Source organism: Pseudomonadales bacterium (assembly GCA_041395945.1).
GTDB lineage: Bacteria > Pseudomonadota > Gammaproteobacteria > Pseudomonadales > Azotimanducaceae > SZUA-309.
In genome coordinates, this window is record JAWKZN010000001.1 from 3,022,165 (window position 1) to 3,037,874 (window position 15,710).

Annotated in this window: 16 protein-coding genes; 6 read left to right on the plus strand and 10 right to left on the minus strand. The window is 59.6% G+C overall.

What is annotated here, in order from left to right; all coding sequences use genetic code 11:
* Window positions 1–12: 12 nt before the first annotated feature.
* Together R3E82_13845 and R3E82_13850 are read right to left on the minus strand one after the other, a co-directional pair.
* Window positions 13–540, minus strand: coding sequence for an NADPH-dependent FMN reductase (locus tag R3E82_13845; protein ID MEZ5551973.1), 528 nt, complete (start codon window positions 538–540; stop codon window positions 13–15).
* Between the two features lie 47 nt (window positions 541–587).
* The gene (locus tag R3E82_13850; protein MEZ5551974.1) at window positions 588–878 is read right to left on the minus strand and encodes a DUF1330 domain-containing protein; all 291 of its coding nucleotides are present in this window, start codon (window positions 876–878) and stop codon (window positions 588–590) included.
* Between the two features lie 217 nt (window positions 879–1,095).
* On the opposite strand from R3E82_13850, the gene R3E82_13855 reads away from it, so the two are divergent.
* Window positions 1,096–1,965, plus strand: a complete 870-nt coding sequence (locus R3E82_13855) for an aminoglycoside phosphotransferase family protein (protein ID MEZ5551975.1) — start codon at window positions 1,096–1,098, stop codon at window positions 1,963–1,965.
* Here the strand turns inward: R3E82_13855 and R3E82_13860 are convergent.
* From R3E82_13860 to R3E82_13870, 3 genes are read right to left on the minus strand one after another with little or no spacing between them, the layout of a single operon-like run.
* Window positions 1,955–3,316, minus strand: coding sequence for an NAD(P)(+) transhydrogenase (Re/Si-specific) subunit beta (locus R3E82_13860; protein MEZ5551976.1), 1,362 nt, complete (start codon window positions 3,314–3,316; stop codon window positions 1,955–1,957). The genes R3E82_13855 and R3E82_13860 overlap by 11 nt on opposite strands.
* Entirely contained in the window at window positions 3,313–3,612 is a 300-nt protein-coding gene (locus R3E82_13865; protein MEZ5551977.1) for an NAD(P) transhydrogenase subunit alpha, read from the minus strand. The genes R3E82_13860 and R3E82_13865 overlap by 4 nt, the downstream gene beginning before the upstream one ends.
* A 14-nt stretch (window positions 3,613–3,626) precedes the next feature.
* On the minus strand, window positions 3,627–4,754 hold the full coding sequence (locus tag R3E82_13870) for a Re/Si-specific NAD(P)(+) transhydrogenase subunit alpha (GenBank protein ID MEZ5551978.1): 1,128 nt from the start codon (window positions 4,752–4,754) through the stop codon (window positions 3,627–3,629).
* A 324-nt stretch (window positions 4,755–5,078) separates the two neighbouring features.
* Between R3E82_13870 and R3E82_13875 the strand changes: the two genes are divergently transcribed.
* From R3E82_13875 to R3E82_13885, 3 genes are read left to right on the plus strand one after another with little or no spacing between them, the layout of a single operon-like run.
* The gene (locus tag R3E82_13875; GenBank protein MEZ5551979.1) at window positions 5,079–6,224 is read left to right on the plus strand and encodes a TRAP transporter substrate-binding protein; all 1,146 of its coding nucleotides are present in this window, start codon (window positions 5,079–5,081) and stop codon (window positions 6,222–6,224) included.
* Window positions 6,225–6,226: 2 nt separating this feature from the next.
* Window positions 6,227–6,766 carry a TRAP transporter small permease subunit gene (locus R3E82_13880; protein MEZ5551980.1) on the plus strand — a complete coding sequence of 180 codons (540 nt, stop codon included), beginning with the start codon at window positions 6,227–6,229 and terminating at the stop codon, window positions 6,764–6,766.
* Window positions 6,753–8,105 carry a TRAP transporter large permease subunit gene (locus tag R3E82_13885; protein ID MEZ5551981.1) on the plus strand — a complete coding sequence of 451 codons (1,353 nt, stop codon included), beginning with the start codon at window positions 6,753–6,755 and terminating at the stop codon, window positions 8,103–8,105. The genes R3E82_13880 and R3E82_13885 overlap by 14 nt, the downstream gene beginning before the upstream one ends.
* Before the next feature lie 7 nt (window positions 8,106–8,112).
* On the opposite strand, the gene R3E82_13890 is transcribed toward R3E82_13885, so the two are convergent.
* Together R3E82_13890 and R3E82_13895 are read right to left on the minus strand one after the other, a co-directional pair.
* Window positions 8,113–9,225, minus strand: a complete 1,113-nt coding sequence (locus R3E82_13890; GenBank protein MEZ5551982.1) for an ArsA-related P-loop ATPase — start codon at window positions 9,223–9,225, stop codon at window positions 8,113–8,115.
* Window positions 9,215–10,090: an ArsA family ATPase gene (locus R3E82_13895; GenBank protein MEZ5551983.1), complete on the minus strand. Its 876-nt coding sequence runs from the start codon at window positions 10,088–10,090 to the stop codon at window positions 9,215–9,217. The genes R3E82_13890 and R3E82_13895 overlap by 11 nt, the downstream gene beginning before the upstream one ends.
* A 96-nt stretch (window positions 10,091–10,186) precedes the next feature.
* On the opposite strand from R3E82_13895, the gene R3E82_13900 reads away from it, so the two are divergent.
* Both R3E82_13900 and purN read left to right on the plus strand, forming a co-directional pair.
* A complete protein-coding gene (locus R3E82_13900) occupies window positions 10,187–10,960 on the plus strand; it encodes a MaoC family dehydratase (GenBank protein ID MEZ5551984.1) in 774 nt (257 codons plus the stop codon).
* Window positions 10,957–11,556 carry a phosphoribosylglycinamide formyltransferase gene (gene purN, locus R3E82_13905; GenBank protein ID MEZ5551985.1) on the plus strand — a complete coding sequence of 200 codons (600 nt, stop codon included), beginning with the start codon at window positions 10,957–10,959 and terminating at the stop codon, window positions 11,554–11,556. Before R3E82_13900 ends, purN begins: the two co-directional genes overlap by 4 nt.
* Window positions 11,557–11,575: 19 nt before the next feature.
* Here the strand turns inward: purN and R3E82_13910 are convergent, their stop codons facing one another.
* From R3E82_13910 to R3E82_13920, 3 genes are read right to left on the minus strand one after another with little or no spacing between them, the layout of a single operon-like run.
* A complete protein-coding gene (locus R3E82_13910) occupies window positions 11,576–13,108 on the minus strand; it encodes a DUF5666 domain-containing protein (GenBank protein MEZ5551986.1) in 1,533 nt (510 codons plus the stop codon).
* The gene (locus tag R3E82_13915; GenBank protein ID MEZ5551987.1) at window positions 13,105–13,932 is read right to left on the minus strand and encodes a DUF6502 family protein; all 828 of its coding nucleotides are present in this window, start codon (window positions 13,930–13,932) and stop codon (window positions 13,105–13,107) included. Before R3E82_13915 ends, R3E82_13910 begins: the two co-directional genes overlap by 4 nt.
* Window positions 13,933–13,954: 22 nt before the next feature.
* On the minus strand, window positions 13,955–15,481 hold the full coding sequence (locus R3E82_13920; GenBank protein MEZ5551988.1) for a DUF5666 domain-containing protein: 1,527 nt from the start codon (window positions 15,479–15,481) through the stop codon (window positions 13,955–13,957).
* Between the last annotated feature and the right edge of the window lie 229 nt (window positions 15,482–15,710).

The window sequence follows — 15,710 nt, forward strand, 5'->3', positions numbered from 1 at the left end:
AGGCTGGACTCCTCAAGCACGGGCCGCGATCGCCGCGGCGAACACCGCAAGCGCCGCGCGAAGTCGGGCCGAATGCTCGGCATGCGCAACGATCTGACCGACCTGCAGACCGGTGCCGAGGAGCGCGAGGGTGGCAGATGCATCAGCAATGTGGATCCCGGACATCGTTTCCAGCACGGTCGTCAGCGTGGTCTGGGCAACGGTCGATCGCGCTGAGCCGTTGAGCAGCATGAAGGGTTTCGCGACGAATGCGTCTGTGCCGACCAGCCAGTCCAGGGCATTCTTCAGTACCCCCGGGTAGCCCCGGGCATATTCAGGCGTGGATACCACAAGCCCATCAGCGCTGCGAATCTCGTCTACCCACTCGAGCAACGCCGGATGGGAATCCACGGCCACATCCGGACTGAACCAGGGCAGTCTGCCCGGCCGGGTCGAGATTTTCAGGGTGACGCCAGGCGGGAGAAACTCACAGGCAGCACGAAGCAGTCGGGTGTTGGACGATTCCGCACGCAAGCTGCCGGACACACCCAGGAGGCGCATCAGGGAGTCTTTCTCTGCAACGGTTTTGCAACCCGCGTTTTCACCACTCAGCCCATGCCCTTGACCAGCACGACCTCTCCATCCGAGGCATTGAAGCGATGCCTGGCCAGCTTCTGATAGGCGTCTGAGTTGTACCAGCCCAGCGCTGCGGCTTCGCTGGGAAACCGGGCGAGCACGGTGCGGGTGCAGGCCCATGCCCCTTCGAGTACTTCCGGCGCCTCATCCACCGACAGCATTTCGCCTCCCGTGCCGGTGAAGATCTCCATGAAACCGGCCTCATATTTCGCGTATTCCGTCCGGTCCCGAATGGTGATCCTGGCAATCAGATAAACCGACACGGTGCATTCTCCCCGGTTGAATCTCGCAGAAAACTGGATCTGCTGCGGAGCACAATAACGCCCCCAATCGCAGGACGCCATCGAACCAGGCGGGCTTCCCCGACCAGGCCGTTCTCTGGTCTGCGCTGTAAATTCAGACCATCCGCGTGTTGCCCCTTTAAGCCTCGCCGAACTTCGGGATAATACGAGCCAACCAGGGACTGGACTTGAGAGACCGATGAGTGTGATCGAGCCACTCAGCGTAGAACTGCAGGAGATGCTCGGGGTTGCGCCCGTGGAGCTGATTCCGCTGCAGGGCGCGACCTCTTCGCAGATTTTCGAAGTCCGCTCCGGTGAAAATCGCTGGATCATTCGCCGCTTCATCCCGGAACGCTGGGAGATCAGCGCGCCGAAGCTCAGCGCCCGGGAAGAGCACATCCTCCAAACCCTGACCAATGGCGGGCTGCTCGCTCCGGAGTGTATCGGCACTCTGACCGACAACGGTGTGCTCATGCAGAAGGTGCCGGGCCACGTCTATCTGCCGAAGCGGCCTGAGCCCTACTGGATCAGCGAGCTGGCTGCCCGCCTGGTGGCCATCCACGCCTCACCCCTGAAACTGCCCTACCGGTATACGTCCTGGAACGACCAGGTCGGTCGGCCGGCGCCGGACTGGTGGGCGGATCTGCCACTGTGGCAGTCCGCTCAGGTTGTTCTGCGGCGCATGCCACAGGAGGACTGGCGGCTGATTCACCGGGACTACCATCCTGTGAATGTCCTGTGGGAAGGCAGGCGTATCAGCGGTGTGGTGGACTGGATCAACGCCTGCATGGGGCCGGTAGGCGTCGACGTCGCCCACTGCCGGCTCAACCTGGCGCTCATGTATGGAATGGATGCGGCAGACGCTTTTCTGAACGCCTACCGCAGGGGACAGCCGCAATACGCGCACCATCCAAGATGGGATGTGGAGGAGGCACTCAGCACCCTGCCGGATCTGAAGCCCTATCCACCCTGGGCTCAGTTCGGGCTGGGTTCGCTCACCACCGCAGACGTTCGGGGGCGGCTGGTGATCTTTGTGGAGAAAGCCGTCGAACGCCTGGCTAGTTCTTGAACTCCGCAACCACGGCCGCGATCGACGCCTTTGCATCACCAAACAGCATGCGGGTGTTTTCACCGAAAAACAGCGGGTTGTCCACGCCGGAGAAGCCTGAGGCCATGGAGCGCTTCAGCACGAACACCGTGCGGGCCTTGTCCACATTGATGATCGGCATGCCGTAGATGGGGCTGTTTTCATCTTCCCGCGCCGCCGGATTCACCACGTCGTTGGCGCCGATCACAACCGCCACATCGATGCCTTCGATTCTGGGATTGATGTCGTCCATCTCGACGAGCTGATCGTAGGGCACATTCGCTTCCGCGAGCAGCACGTTCATGTGTCCCGGCATGCGACCGGCAACCGGATGGATGGCATAGGTCACTTCGGCGCCATTGGCTTCGAGGAGTTCGCCCAGTTCCCGCACCACATGCTGGGCCTGAGCAACCGCCATGCCGTAACCGGGTACGAAGGTCACGGACGAGGCCGACTCGAGAATGAGATAGGCGTCTTCGGTGTTGATCGGCTTGACCTCGCCTTCCACCTTGCTGGCGGTTTTCACCGCCCCGAAGCCCGAGAACAGCACATTGGCGAGTGAGCGATTCATCGCCTTACACATGATGTTGGTGAGGATGATGCCCGCCGCACCGACCAGCGACCCGGCGACGATGAGGATGTTGTTGTGAATCGCGAAGCCGGCGGCACAGGCAGCCAGTCCCGAGTAGCTGTTGAGCAGAGAGATCACCACCGGCATGTCGGCACCGCCGATGGGAATCACGGCCATCACGCCAAACACAAGGGAGAGTGCGATCACCGCATACAGATATGGCGAGGTCAGCGACGGATCCATCGCAAACATCACACCGCAGACAACAAGACCCAGCAGGATCAGCGCATTCACCAGACGTTGTGCACCGAAGACGATGGCGCGGCTGGTCATGACTTCGGCCAGTTTGCCCCAGGCAACGAGACTGCCGGAGAAGGTGATACCACCGATCAGAATCGACAGCAGGATGGTGAAAATCGTGAAGGTGGTATTGCCCGTGTTGTAGAGCGCCGCCCAGCCCACGAAGAGACTGGCGATACCACCGGAGCCGTTAAACAGCGCCACCATCTCGGGCATGCTGGTCATCGCGACCCGCTGCGCGGCTATGTAGCCGATGAGGCCGCCCACTACCGCTGCGGCAGCGATCCACTGAAATTCGAGAATGTCACGGGAAAACAGGGTCACCACCACCGCGAGCAGCATGCCCACCGCGGAGAGCAGGTTACCCCGGACTGCGGTCGCCGGAGAGCCCAGCTCTTTCAGTCCATAGATAAACAGGATCGCGGCGATGATGTAGACGCCATTGATCAGAGCTTCACTCATGCTTTACCCCCGGGCTGGCTGCCCTTTTTCTTGAACATCGCCAGCATCCGATTGGTTACCATGTAGCCGCCCACCACGTTGATGGTCGCAAACACCACCGCCAGCGCACCCAGCCAGGTCGCCCAGGCTTCCATTCCGGCACCGGCAGAAGTGAGCGCACCCACCAGGGTGATACCTGAAATCGCATTAGCACCCGACATCAGCGGTGTGTGCAGTGTGGCAGGTACTTTCGAGATGAGTTCAAAGCCCAGGAAGATGGAAAGCATCAACACAAAACCGAGATATACCGCTTCCATGATTCGAGTCCCGCTTACAGATTCTTGATGGTTTCGTTCACGATCGCCCCGTCGCGGGTGATCACGCACGCTTTAATGATGTCGTCTTCAGGATCCAGATCGAGTTTCTTCGCTTCCGGATCCCAGAACTCACCGATGAGATTGAAAAGATTGTTGGAGTACATGTCGCTGGCATTACGCGCCACTTCAGAAGGCAGGTTGCCCTGGCCGATGACTTTGACCCCATTGATGTCGACCACCTGATTGAGCACCGAGCCTTCGACGTTGCCACCGGTTTCAACAGCCATATCGACCACCACGCTGCCGGGGCGCATCGACTCCACCATGTCCCGGGAGACAATCCGGGGGGCCGGACGGCCGAACAGCTGGGCGGTGGTGATCACCACATCGGACTGACTGATCACCTTCTTCTGACCAGCCTTCTGCCGTTCGATCTGCTCCGGAGTGAGGGCTTTCGCGTAACCCTGCTCAGTCTGGCCGGTATCGCCGAGATCGATCTCGACAAACTTCGCTCCCAGCGACTGCACCTGTTCTGCCACCACCGGGCGGGTATCGAACGCTTCCACTCTGGCCCCGAGCCGTTTGGCCGTCGCAATGGCCTGCAGCCCGGCCACACCAGCGCCGATCACGAACACCCGGGCAGGCGCGATGGTACCGGCCGGGGTCATCATCATCGGGAATATCTTCGGTGACTGGGTCGCTGCCAGTATTACAGTGACGTAACCGGCCAGGTTGGCCTGGGACGACAGGGCGTCCATCTTCTGGGCACGGGTGGTGCGGGGAATCATTTCCATCGAGATCGCGGTGACACCCCGTGCGGCCAGCGCGTCCACCAGACCCTTCTCGTTGAACGGATCGAGGAAGCTGATGTGCACAGCGCCGGTTTTGAGCTGAGAGACTTCCGCCAGATCGGGCTTGCGCACGCGCAGCAGAATGTCGGCTGAACTCAGCAGGCGGGTCCGGTCAGATTCTATGGCGGCACCGGCCTCAGCATAGTCTTCGTCCCGGTACCCCGAGGCGATTCCGGCACCCGCTTCAACCGCGACTTCGAATCCCGCACCGATGAGTTTTTTGGCGTTTTGAGGCACGAGCGCGGCACGCAGTTCACCCTGCCAGGTTTCCTTAGGCACACCGATGAGCATTCAACCCCCCAAGTTCTGATTGTGGTCCCCCGCCGCTCTTGCCAGCCGGGCCTGCGCCTGCGATGGGCGCGCGTATCTGTTTTCTGGCGTGTCAGCCTTGTTCTTCGTGGCGTATCCGCCACCCCAGCGGCGCTCAGACCGCAGCAACCCGGCAACTTAGCTAAACACCGCCGGTAACACAACTCGGAAATTGTTCTTCGATCGGTCCTGGTGGCTTGCCGCGCGAATACGCCGCGGATCAGGGGTGCCAGGCAGAATGCCTGCTTGCAACCCGTGCAGGTGCTTTCCACAATCGGGCGGCGCTTGAATGAGGGGAGTGGAGCGATGTCATCGCAGGGTCAGGGACACAACCGGACTGGATCAGTCAGCGGCAGGGCGATGCTGCTGGCGATGACGGTCGCCTTCGCTGTCGGAATTCTCGGCAGTCTCGCGATCCGTTCCCCGGGCGGTGTGGTCGCTTCCCGGGAAGTCGGACCTTCTGATCGCGTGCCGGTGCGGATCACCTGGCGGCTGCCCGTGTCCTTCTCCAGCACCATGCCTGTGCTCGGCGACAACCCCGTCTATGTAGTCAAGCAGCTGAAAGCTTCCTCCGGCGGTGCGATAGACCTCACCCTCTTCGAGCCCGGCGAAATCGTGCCCGCCTTCAGCATCACGGACGCGGTGCGGGACGGCAAGGTCAAGGCCGGCTATACCTGGCTCGGCTACGACCAGGGCAAGATCCCCGCATCCACGCTGATCGGAGCAGTGCCTTTCGGCATGGAGCCCTGGGAATTCGCTGCCTGGTGGTATGAGGCCGGTGGCGCGGAACTCGGCCAGAAGCTCTACCACAAGCAGGGTTCACACATACTGCTGTGTGGCCTGACCGGCCCGGAAACCGCCGGCTGGTTCCGCAAACCTGTGCGTTCGCTGGCGGATATCAAAGGCCTGAAGATCCGCTTCGCCGGGCTTGGCGGCAAGGTGATCGAGCAGGCCGGCGCATCCGTGACCATGCTGCCCGGTGGCGAGATCTTCCAGGCCCTCGAAAAAGGCGCCATCGACGCCACCGAGTTCGCGCTGCCCATCGTCGACCAGGCCCTGGGATTCAATCGGATCGCGCCCTACAACTACTATCCGGGGTGGCATCAGCCCTCCACCTCGTTGCACCTGGCCGTGCATCTGGCGACCTGGAACGGCCTCGAAGCCCGGGATCAGGCACTGCTCGAAACCACCTGCACTGCGGGCACCCTGCGTAACCTGGCCCGCTCTGAAGCCCTGCAGGGGGCGATAATCGCGGGGTTCCCCGCGGTGGGGGTGTCTGCGGAAATGCTGCCGACAGACGTGCTGCGCGAACTGGAGGCCATTACCAACCGGGTGCTCGAGGAGGAAGCCGCAGCAAACGCCGACTTCGCAGAGATCCTGGCCTCCCAGCGGGCCTTCCGTAAGGGCTATGCCCATTGGAAATCCCGCGCTTACCTGCCGAGAGATTTCTGAGGGTGGGGGGAGCGCTGGAACTTCCCGCTACCGCACTGTCGCGCCGGATTGACCCTCTGGTGCTGCAGATCGGCCGCTTCACTTCCTGGCTGTGGGTAGTGCTGCTGATCATCATCGTGCTCAACGTTGTACTGCGCTACGCCTTCGGTGAAGGCCGTATCGAGTTCGAAGAAATCCAGTGGCACCTCTACTCCGGCGGTTTTCTGCTCGGTCTGGCCTATGCCTACCAGGCGGACTCGCACATCCGGGTGGACGTGCTCTATGAACGTTTCCCACCGCGCAGGAAAGCCTGGGTGGAGTTTTACGGCATTCTGCTTCTGGTGCTGCCCTTCGTGATCCTGATTCTCTACTTCTCGATTCCCTTCGTGCAGCAGAGCTTTGAACTGTCTGAGGTCTCCCAGGCGCCCGGCGGTCTGCCCTACCGCTGGGCGATCAAAGCGCTGCTGCCGCTGTCTTTCCTGCTGCTGCTGCTCTCCGCCTGTTCGCGACTCTCCCAGGTATGGGCATTTCTGTTTTCCCGGGAGTCGCATGCCGGCGAATGAAATCCTCGCGCTGCTGATGTTCGCCAGCTTCATCACGCTGGTGTTTACCGGTTTTCCGGTGGCCTGGATTCTTGGCGGGCTGTCGGTGTTTTTCACCGCACTCGCCATTGTGCTGGATGTGGATCTCGGCTTTCCGATCGGCATGGACTGGGATTACACGTCCCTCACCGTGGACCGCATCTGGAATGTGATGGAGAACTGGGTGATGGTGGCGCTGCCCATGTTCATCTACATGGGTCTGCTGCTCGACCGCTCCGGCATCGCCAACCAGCTGATGGTGAGTTTTTCGCGGCTGTTTGGCGGGATTCGCGGTGGACTCGCCATCGCAGTCACGCTGATCGGTCTGCTGCTCGCGGCCACTACCGGCATCATAGGGGCCTCTGTGGTTCTGCTCGCCCTGCTCGGCCTGCCGGTGATGATGAAGCAGGGCTACGACACCGCACTCGCCGCAGGCACGGTATGTGCGGTCGGCACACTCGGCATTCTGATTCCACCCAGCATCATGCTGGTGCTCATGGCGGACCGCATGTCCATGAGTGTGGGAGATCTGTTTCTCGGTGCGGTTTTCCCCGGTGCGCTGCTCGGTGCGCTCTACATCCTCTACATTCTCATCTATGGCTGGCTGCGACCTGAGAGCGCACCCGCGGCACAACATGAACCGGTGGACTGGCAGGCCATTGTCGATCTCTTCAAGGCCATTCTGCCTCCGGCCTTCCTCATTCTGGCGGTGCTTGGCAGTATCTTTTTCGGACTCGCCACACCGACCGAAGCTGCCGGCGTCGGTGCTGCGGGCGCACTCCTTCTCGCCGGCTGGAAGCGTGCGCTGGGAAAGGGCGTGCACCGCCAGGTCATCGAAGAAACCACGCGCACCACCGCATTCATTTTTGCGGTGCTGCTGGGTGCGACCGCTTTTTCCCTGGTGTTGCGTGGTCTCGGTGGCGATGAACTGATCGAGGATGCGCTGCTGGCATTGCCATTCGATGCGACCGGCATACTGATATCCATTCTCATCGCCACTTTTCTACTCGGCTTTTTCCTCGACTGGATAGAGCTCACTCTCATCATCCTGCCACTGGTCTCTCCAGTGGTGATCGGGCTCGGTTTTGATCCGGTCTGGTTCACGGTGCTGTTCGCTGTGTGTCTGCAGACAAGCTTCCTCACCCCGCCGGTCGGCTTCGCAATCTTTTATCTCAAGGGGGTTGCACCGCCAGGCGTCGATGTGCGGACAATCTATCGCGGCGTGACGCCCTACATTGTGCTGCAGCTTCTGGGGCTGGCCATGATCTTTTACTGGGAGTCGCTGGTGACCTGGCTGCCCGCCCAGGCCTACGGCAACTGAGCGGAAGTCAGGCGAGCCTTGCCGCGAAGGCCTCGAGATCCGCCATGCTGTGGAGATCGCGATTGAAATGGGGCACCAGCCGGCGAGGCTGATTGAGCGCGCTCAACTGCTCCAGCGCCGCCCCATCCACGCTGGCGAGTCTTCGCGCATCGGTGAGCGCTGCCATGACCCGCGTCGACAGGCCAAGACCGTCTACGCTCCTGCTCGAGAGAGAGTCGAGGCTGCTGAGTTCCTGCGGATCGGGGTCGGGGTTCGCGATCGGCAGATGCACCCGGTTCACCAGCACCCCACTGATACCAATCGAATCCCGGTCGAGCCGCTCTGCAAACTGAGCCGCCTGGCCGAGACTCACCGCCTCCGGCGCACAGACCAGCAGAAACGACGTGGTCGGCTCCGTCATCATGCCCATCACATTGCGGGAGCGTTCCTTCAAGCCGTCGAACATGCTTGAGAAGGCGAGCAGGAAATCCGACAGGTCTGCCAGCATCTGCAATCCGGTCAGGCGTTCGAGAAATTTCAGTGTCACGGCCGATGACTGCCGGAAGAAATTGAACTGTGCCTTCGCAGCCAGACCGTAGGGCGCAACCAGCGCCTGGGTCAGCGACCCGTCGAGCAGATCGATCAGGCGCTTCGGAGCATCGAGAAAATCCAGGGCGTGCTGAGCCGGCGGCGTGTCGACGACGAGCAGGTCATAGTCATCGCTGCTCACAACCTCCAGCACCCGCTCCATGGCGATGAGCTCTCTCGAGCCTCCCAGTGTGCTCGACAGCTGCTGGTAATAGCGGTTGGCAAAAATCGTCTCACGGACCCGATCATTGGGCGCGTAGGTCTCGACCATCCGATCAAACGTGCGCTTATTGTCGAGCATCATGGCGGCAAGACTGCCGGGTGCATCCAGGGCGACCGGACGCGGATCGTTGTCGAGAGCATCGAGTCCCATCGCCTGGGCAAGCCGTCGCGCCGGGTCGATGGTCATCACCACTGCCGACCTGCCCTCCTGCGCGGCGAGTACTCCCAGTGCAGCGGCGCTCGTGGTCTTGCCGACACCACCCGCACCACAACACACGATAACCCGGTGGTCGCGCACCATACGCCGGACATCCAGGAGGTTATCCGGCATCGAGCACGCCTCCGATGTGTTCGATGAGCGCCTGGGGAGTCTGATCAATGAAACGGGGGATCTTCAGATGACGGACCGACTCGCCAAGCAGACCCAGAGCGCTGCGCTGACTGGCTGCCAGTTCTGCTTCGGCTATCGCGGCCGCCAGCGCTCCGGTGAGTGCCGGGGAGCCACCAGTGACATTCTTCAGCTGTGCGATTTCTTCTGTAAGAAACCGTTCGGCCACCCACTGATTGATCAATACTCCCCCGACCGCGATCCGATGTTCGGCGCAGAAGGTGCGCAGATCCAGCACCTCGCGCACAGCCATTTCCTCCGGCAATCCGGCGAGCACGACACTGCAGCGCTCCGGATCGAGCAGAAGGTCTTCGATGCGGCGGGCGTTATGATTCAGGGGACCCACACGAACCGCATCGAGGGTGGCAGCGGGAACCTCCATGAGCGTTTTAAAATGGCCCGTGGAGGGGGCGTCGAACACTACCTGCTCGAAATCCCGGCTGGTGGCGAGATCGTAAACCTTTCCCAGACACATGAGCTCTTCAAAGCCCGGCGCAGCTTCTGCGAAGTCACGGAACATCCGGCTTCTGAGGAAGGCGTCGTACACGCCCGAGAATGGCACCTTGCGGCGGACGTACTCCCTGATCGCGGGTAATGCTGCGACCTGGCAGACAGAAAGCCCGGGGGCCGCAGAGACGGGTTCATAGTCGAGCCGGACATCGAGAAACGGATGAATTCGACCCTGGGTCTCCAGAGTGACCAGTACGGTTGGGCGAGAGCGGGCGGAACGCAGCGCGATGGCGCTGGCAAGCGCCGACTTGCCGACGCCCCCCTTGCCGGTGACGATGATGAGCTGGGATGAAAACACGGGCTCAACTTTACCCTGTGCTCCCCCGGGGTTTCCATTCGCAATGGATGCGTCAGAATAGTCCGGATACCGCTCCCTGACCCAAGGACCGAAGCCATGAGCGCATACCAGGTTGTCGCCCGCAATTTCTCAAGCGCCCACGAGAACAGGATCCACAGCGACGACATCGCGAAAAAATACGGATTTACAGGCGCGCTGGTACCGGGTGTAGCCGTTTATGGACATCTCACTCAGCCACTGGTGGCCCGATTCGGCGAGAAGTGGTTGAGCGGTTCTCTGAGCAACGTGCGCTTCCTCAAACCCGCCTACCACGGCGATCGTCTCAGTATCAGCCTCGAAGAATCCGGCGACGGCTATCTGGCCCGCGCAGTCAATGAGCAGGGCACATTGCTGGCGGAACTCACCACCAGCATGCCGGACGCTCTGCCTCCGGCGGCGGACGACCGGGTTTTTCAGGCACCCGTAAAGCCTTCGGGTCGGGTTGAAATGGTGTGGGATACGGTGCACGAAGGCGAACCTTTCCGGGAATGGCACTTTCAGGTCACCGACGACGTGAATCAGAAATACACGAGTGAGATCGCGGACGAACTCCCCCTCTATCATCACCTCTGCCACCCGCACCTGCTTCTCGCCGAAGCCAACCACACGCTGACCCGCGAATACATCATGCCCGCGTGGATCCATGTGGGCTCGGAGATCTGTCACCGGCAACTGGTGCGTGTCGGCGATACTCTGGGTGTGCGGGCGGTACCGCTGGAGAAGTGGGAGCGTAAGGGTCATCAATTCGTTCGACTGCAGATTACCTATACCCGGGAGCACACTCTCACCACCGAAATCTTTCACACTGCAATCTTCCGGGTGGCGCAATGATGCGGATCGGAGTGCTCGCATCCCACGGCGGGTCCGTGCTGCAGGCCATCATGGATGCCTGCGCGTCTGGAGAAATCCCGGCGCGGGTCGCGCTGGTGCTGAGCAACAACAGTGGAGCCCGCGCGCTCGAACGAGCACGTGCAGAGGGCATCGAGTCAATCCATCTGAGCAGCCAGACTCATCCTGACAGCGAGGCGCTGGATCAGGCCATGGTGTCTGCACTACAGAGCGCGAGCGTCGACTGGGTGGTGCTGGCGGGATATATGAAAAAACTCGGCCCGAAAACCCTTGCCGCCTTCCACGACAGGATTCTCAACACCCACCCCGCCCTGCTGCCGAAATTCGGAGGCGCCGGTTTCTACGGACGCCGGGTCCATCAGGCAGTTCTGGATGCAGGCGAGACGGAATCCGGAGCCACCGTGCATCTGGTGGAAGGCGACTACGATACCGGCCCGATACTGGCTCAGGTCCGTGTTCCGGTGCACGCCGGCGACACGGTGGAAGCGCTTGAGGAGCGTGTGAAAGTGGCAGAGCGCAGACTTATCATCACCACACTGGCTGAGCTCAGTACACCAAAAGCAGCGGCCGGGTACTGAGCCCTGATCCTGAGCAGGATCAGTCCGCTTCCTCAAGCTCCAGTTGATCAACGGGATCTGCCAGGGAGCCGAAATCAACCCAGGTGGCAGTCACCTCTACCCCTGTCTGCAGCAGAGCAAAGAACTCTGCACGGCTCAGAGGTCCGTTGTCATCCTGATAGCTGGTAACCCCATCACTCACTACCAGATTCACTCCAAAGAGCTGAACAGTTCCGGCGGGAGCGTCGAAACCGCTGACTGGACCGCGCAGGAGCGCTGACGTGTCCGCATCTTCGCGATCCAGTTCAGTTGCTATCGCTGCCGATCCACTTACATAGCCGCGCACTTCCACTCGATCTCCGAGTTGCACACTCGCCAGCGTGAAGGGATCAGCACCAATTCCCGAATCATCCTCAAGCTCAGTGAACGGTCTGATCTGAAATGTAACGCCGAGGCTGGTGGAAACAGAAGCTGCGCTGACATCGACAGCGGTAACACTGCCTTCTACCCGGATCGCCATGGTCTGCTTGAACTTGACCTCTTCTGCAACGACAACACCATTGGCATTTGCGGTCCCTTCGACTTCGACTTTCACGTTTGCAGCAAGCGATGTGGCAGCGCCATCTTCGTACACGGTATTCGCATCCGTCGTGATCGGGATACTGTTCACACGGAAGTCAGAAGCGGAAGAAAACGAATCGATCAAGCCTTCTGTCTCAACCTCCGCGCCTTCGCTGATGCTCGGTGAAGGCAGCAGTTCCACCTCTCGAACCTGGGCCGATGCGGGCGCAGTGAAACCGGAAGCGTTGAGTTTTACTTCGACGTGCTGGCCATTCGCGAGTGCTGCGCCATCGAAGTCATTGAGGACGGCTGAATTGTAGTCAACCTGCAACCCCCCCAGATTGAAGCTTCCCGCACTGGTGTTGAGATCTGAAGTCACACCTATCGCCTTGTACTCAGAGAGCGAAGACTGCAACTCGATATAGGTCGCCACGATCTCCCCAGTACTGCTGGCAGATCCGCTGACTTCCAGCAGATCACCTTCACTGAGTGTAAGAAGATCGACAGCATTAAAAATCGTTTCGGCATTGGTTCTAACTGTCTGTCCGAGCACAACGAGTGTCGCGCGACCAACCGACGGATCAGTGATCACCGGTGGGGCTGACAAAGGACCTTTGATATTGGAGCGGTAATAGACTGCCTCAGCATCCAGCTGGCCGATATCTCCGACTACCACCACCAGCATTCCCTCGCGCAGATCCGCCTGGGTTCCCTGCGCCCCTTCAACTAAGAAGGCTGCGTCATCTGTTGCCATCTGCCGGTCGTTGACAATCACACTGCCAAATCCGCTGATTCTTCCCATCAGAGCTCCACTCCCGCCCAGGCCGGTATCGAAGGAGAAGAAAAAGCCGGGCGTCGGCAATCCGCCACCCACAGGCGCCCCACCACCACCACCGCCTGGGGCGCCACCACCGGCGCTGACGACAACCTGCTGGCCATTGCTGCCACCGCCACCGCCTCCACAGGCAGCAAGGAGCAGGCAGAAAAGCAGGCCACTACTTCGAATATTCATTCTGATCTCTCTTCTGCTTCCGAATCCGGCCGATCAGCCCGTCGATTCACTTGATATATTCCCAGTCCCAGAACCACCCGCTCATCGTCGCCGGTCCAGTCCTGTTTCATGTCCCTTGCGGCCAGCCACCGGTTCAACTCTTCCAGCACCGGATGGGAAAGCCTGCGGGAGTACGCATTGAACTCCTCGAGGTAACGGGCCGGAACGTTTGTGGACAACACCTTCATCTGATACAGCTTGTCTTCGGAAGTCATGTTGTGATCCACAGTTTCGATGAATTCTGCAGTGTCAATACCCAGGATATCGGCGACAGATTCCGGATCTCCTGAGGGAACATAGCCACGGGTTGTCATCCGCAATCGGCCATCAACCTCTTCGACTGCCCCCACACGCAACAGTTCGTCTGCAACTGCCCTGGGTTGCATGTCGCCGCTGTACCGCTTTACCAGCATCTGAAATGTCGGACCGTCGCCGTCGAAAGGAAGATCCAGCGGATCTCCCTTTTTATCCAGAAATGTCCCGTCTCTCAGCCACCCACCCAGCACGGTCGCAGCTCTGTTCCATTGAACTTCAGCTTCCGTGGAAAGTGGATCCCGGCCTCGCAGCCGGGCAACTTCCTTCCTGTTCAGTCCTGTGATCACGGATATTCGAGCCGTTGTCTGACGTTTTCCGTCAATACCGAATTCCTCATCCGCAACATCCACGTACGTCTGTCTGACCAGCTCGGTCAACGCATCCGATGGAATGCCATTGCGCAGCAGAATGCGCACTAGCGGATGCAGTATCCGCCGTGCTGCATTCAGGAGTTTCCGTTCAATAGCCACAGTTCTGCCTCAAATTCACATCTCAGTCTTCGAGGCTCAATTCTTCAACCGGCAGGTTCGTATCGCTCACTGCACCATTCCATTTCGCCTTGATTACGGTCTGATCCGCGTGCAGTCTCTGGAAGAACTGATCCGCGCTTAAGTTACTGTCCCTTTCGTCATCATCATCTGAATCCTCATACCGGGTGCTCGAATTCGTGATGATCACTCGACCGAACAGAGTTACCGTTCTGGCAGTCGCATCGAAGGCCTGAACAGTACCGCGCAGTTCAGAATCGTCATCACTGTCATCCCGCTCAACCCGAACGGCCCTTATGACGTCACCCGATTGCACACCACGTACTTCGAGGAAGTCGTTTGCAGCCAGGTCTGCGATAGTGAAGGGCGACTGGTCATCACGATCATCTTCGAAGTCAACTACATCGCCGAGATCAACGGACACACCCATAACAATCACGTTCTCGCCAGCAACATCGACACTGTTCACCAGACCCGCTGCACGAGCACTGTTTTTCTTGAATTTCACCTTGTCTGCAGTGAGACCGTTCTGACCAAAGTCCCCTTCTACTTCGACTTTGGTACCGACCGCGAGATCAGCTGGTGACCCGTAAAGATACTGCGTACGCTCAGGTGAATGTGTAACCAGCAGATCGCCGAGTCTGAATTGCGAATCGCTCAGTACTTCACTGATCACACCCTCGACTTCAAAATCATCACCGTCTTCGTCAGCATCATTGTCGTCTTCATCGTCGAATTGGAAGCGTCTCTCGCCTTCTACTTTGGTGGCGTCTAATGCAAGATCACCGGCCACATACGCCCGATTTGCGTCCTCTACCTCCACCAGCAGACCATTTGCGAGTCCACCCTCCAGATCATCGAGAACCGCGGGGATGCTCCCATATCTGACGGTGAGGCCTCCGACACGGAAAGTCTCGTTCGCAGTGTTCAGATCACGTACCTGGCCCAGCACTTCGTACTCATCCAGCGCACTCTTGCGTTCAATAAACCGTGCGTCGATTGCATCGTCTGCGATCCGGTGGCCGCTGACTTCAAGCAGGTCCGCTACTGCCAGATCGCCAAGGGTGAGTCCATTGTCGAAGCGGGTTTCGGCGCTGACATTCACTGTCTGACCCAGCACAGTCAGGGCATTTCCACTGATGGCATCGATCGGACCTTTCACGTCCTCGTCGAATTCGACCTTTTCAGCCACCCACTCGCCCGCAGAGTTTCGCGACCGGCTTTTCACCTTTACGATCATTCCGACCCTCAAGTCGCTCTCTGAGATGGAGTGATCGTCTTTGCGGAAATCGGTGTTCCCATTGGTCTCAAATCTGGTCCCGGAGATAAATACACTGCCGAATCCGGTGATAGGTCCTTGCCGCACCACGGTAGGTACAGAACTCACGGGCGCAGGTGCAGGTGTCGCGGCAACCGGCGCAGGTGCGCTGTTGCCACTCCCACCTCCGCCCCCACAGGCTGTGACAACAGTTAATGTCAGACATATTGCCGTTAATCGAAGGAAGTTCGGTATTTTCACAGGAGTTTTCATCTTCGCCTCTCAGGAAGTTTAATCATTACGGCTTCGATATGGGAAATATTTCCCGTTTCAAAGAATATGGGAATATATTCCCATATTCCAGCCAATGCAATCCCGAACTCCGAGACAGAGGGCGTAGTCGTGACGCAGACCACAACTGAAGGATCCGCGGTCAGGAAGGCAGATTGACCGGAAGTTGCCCGCCACACACGAACTCACTGAGTGCGTTGCAGATCCAACT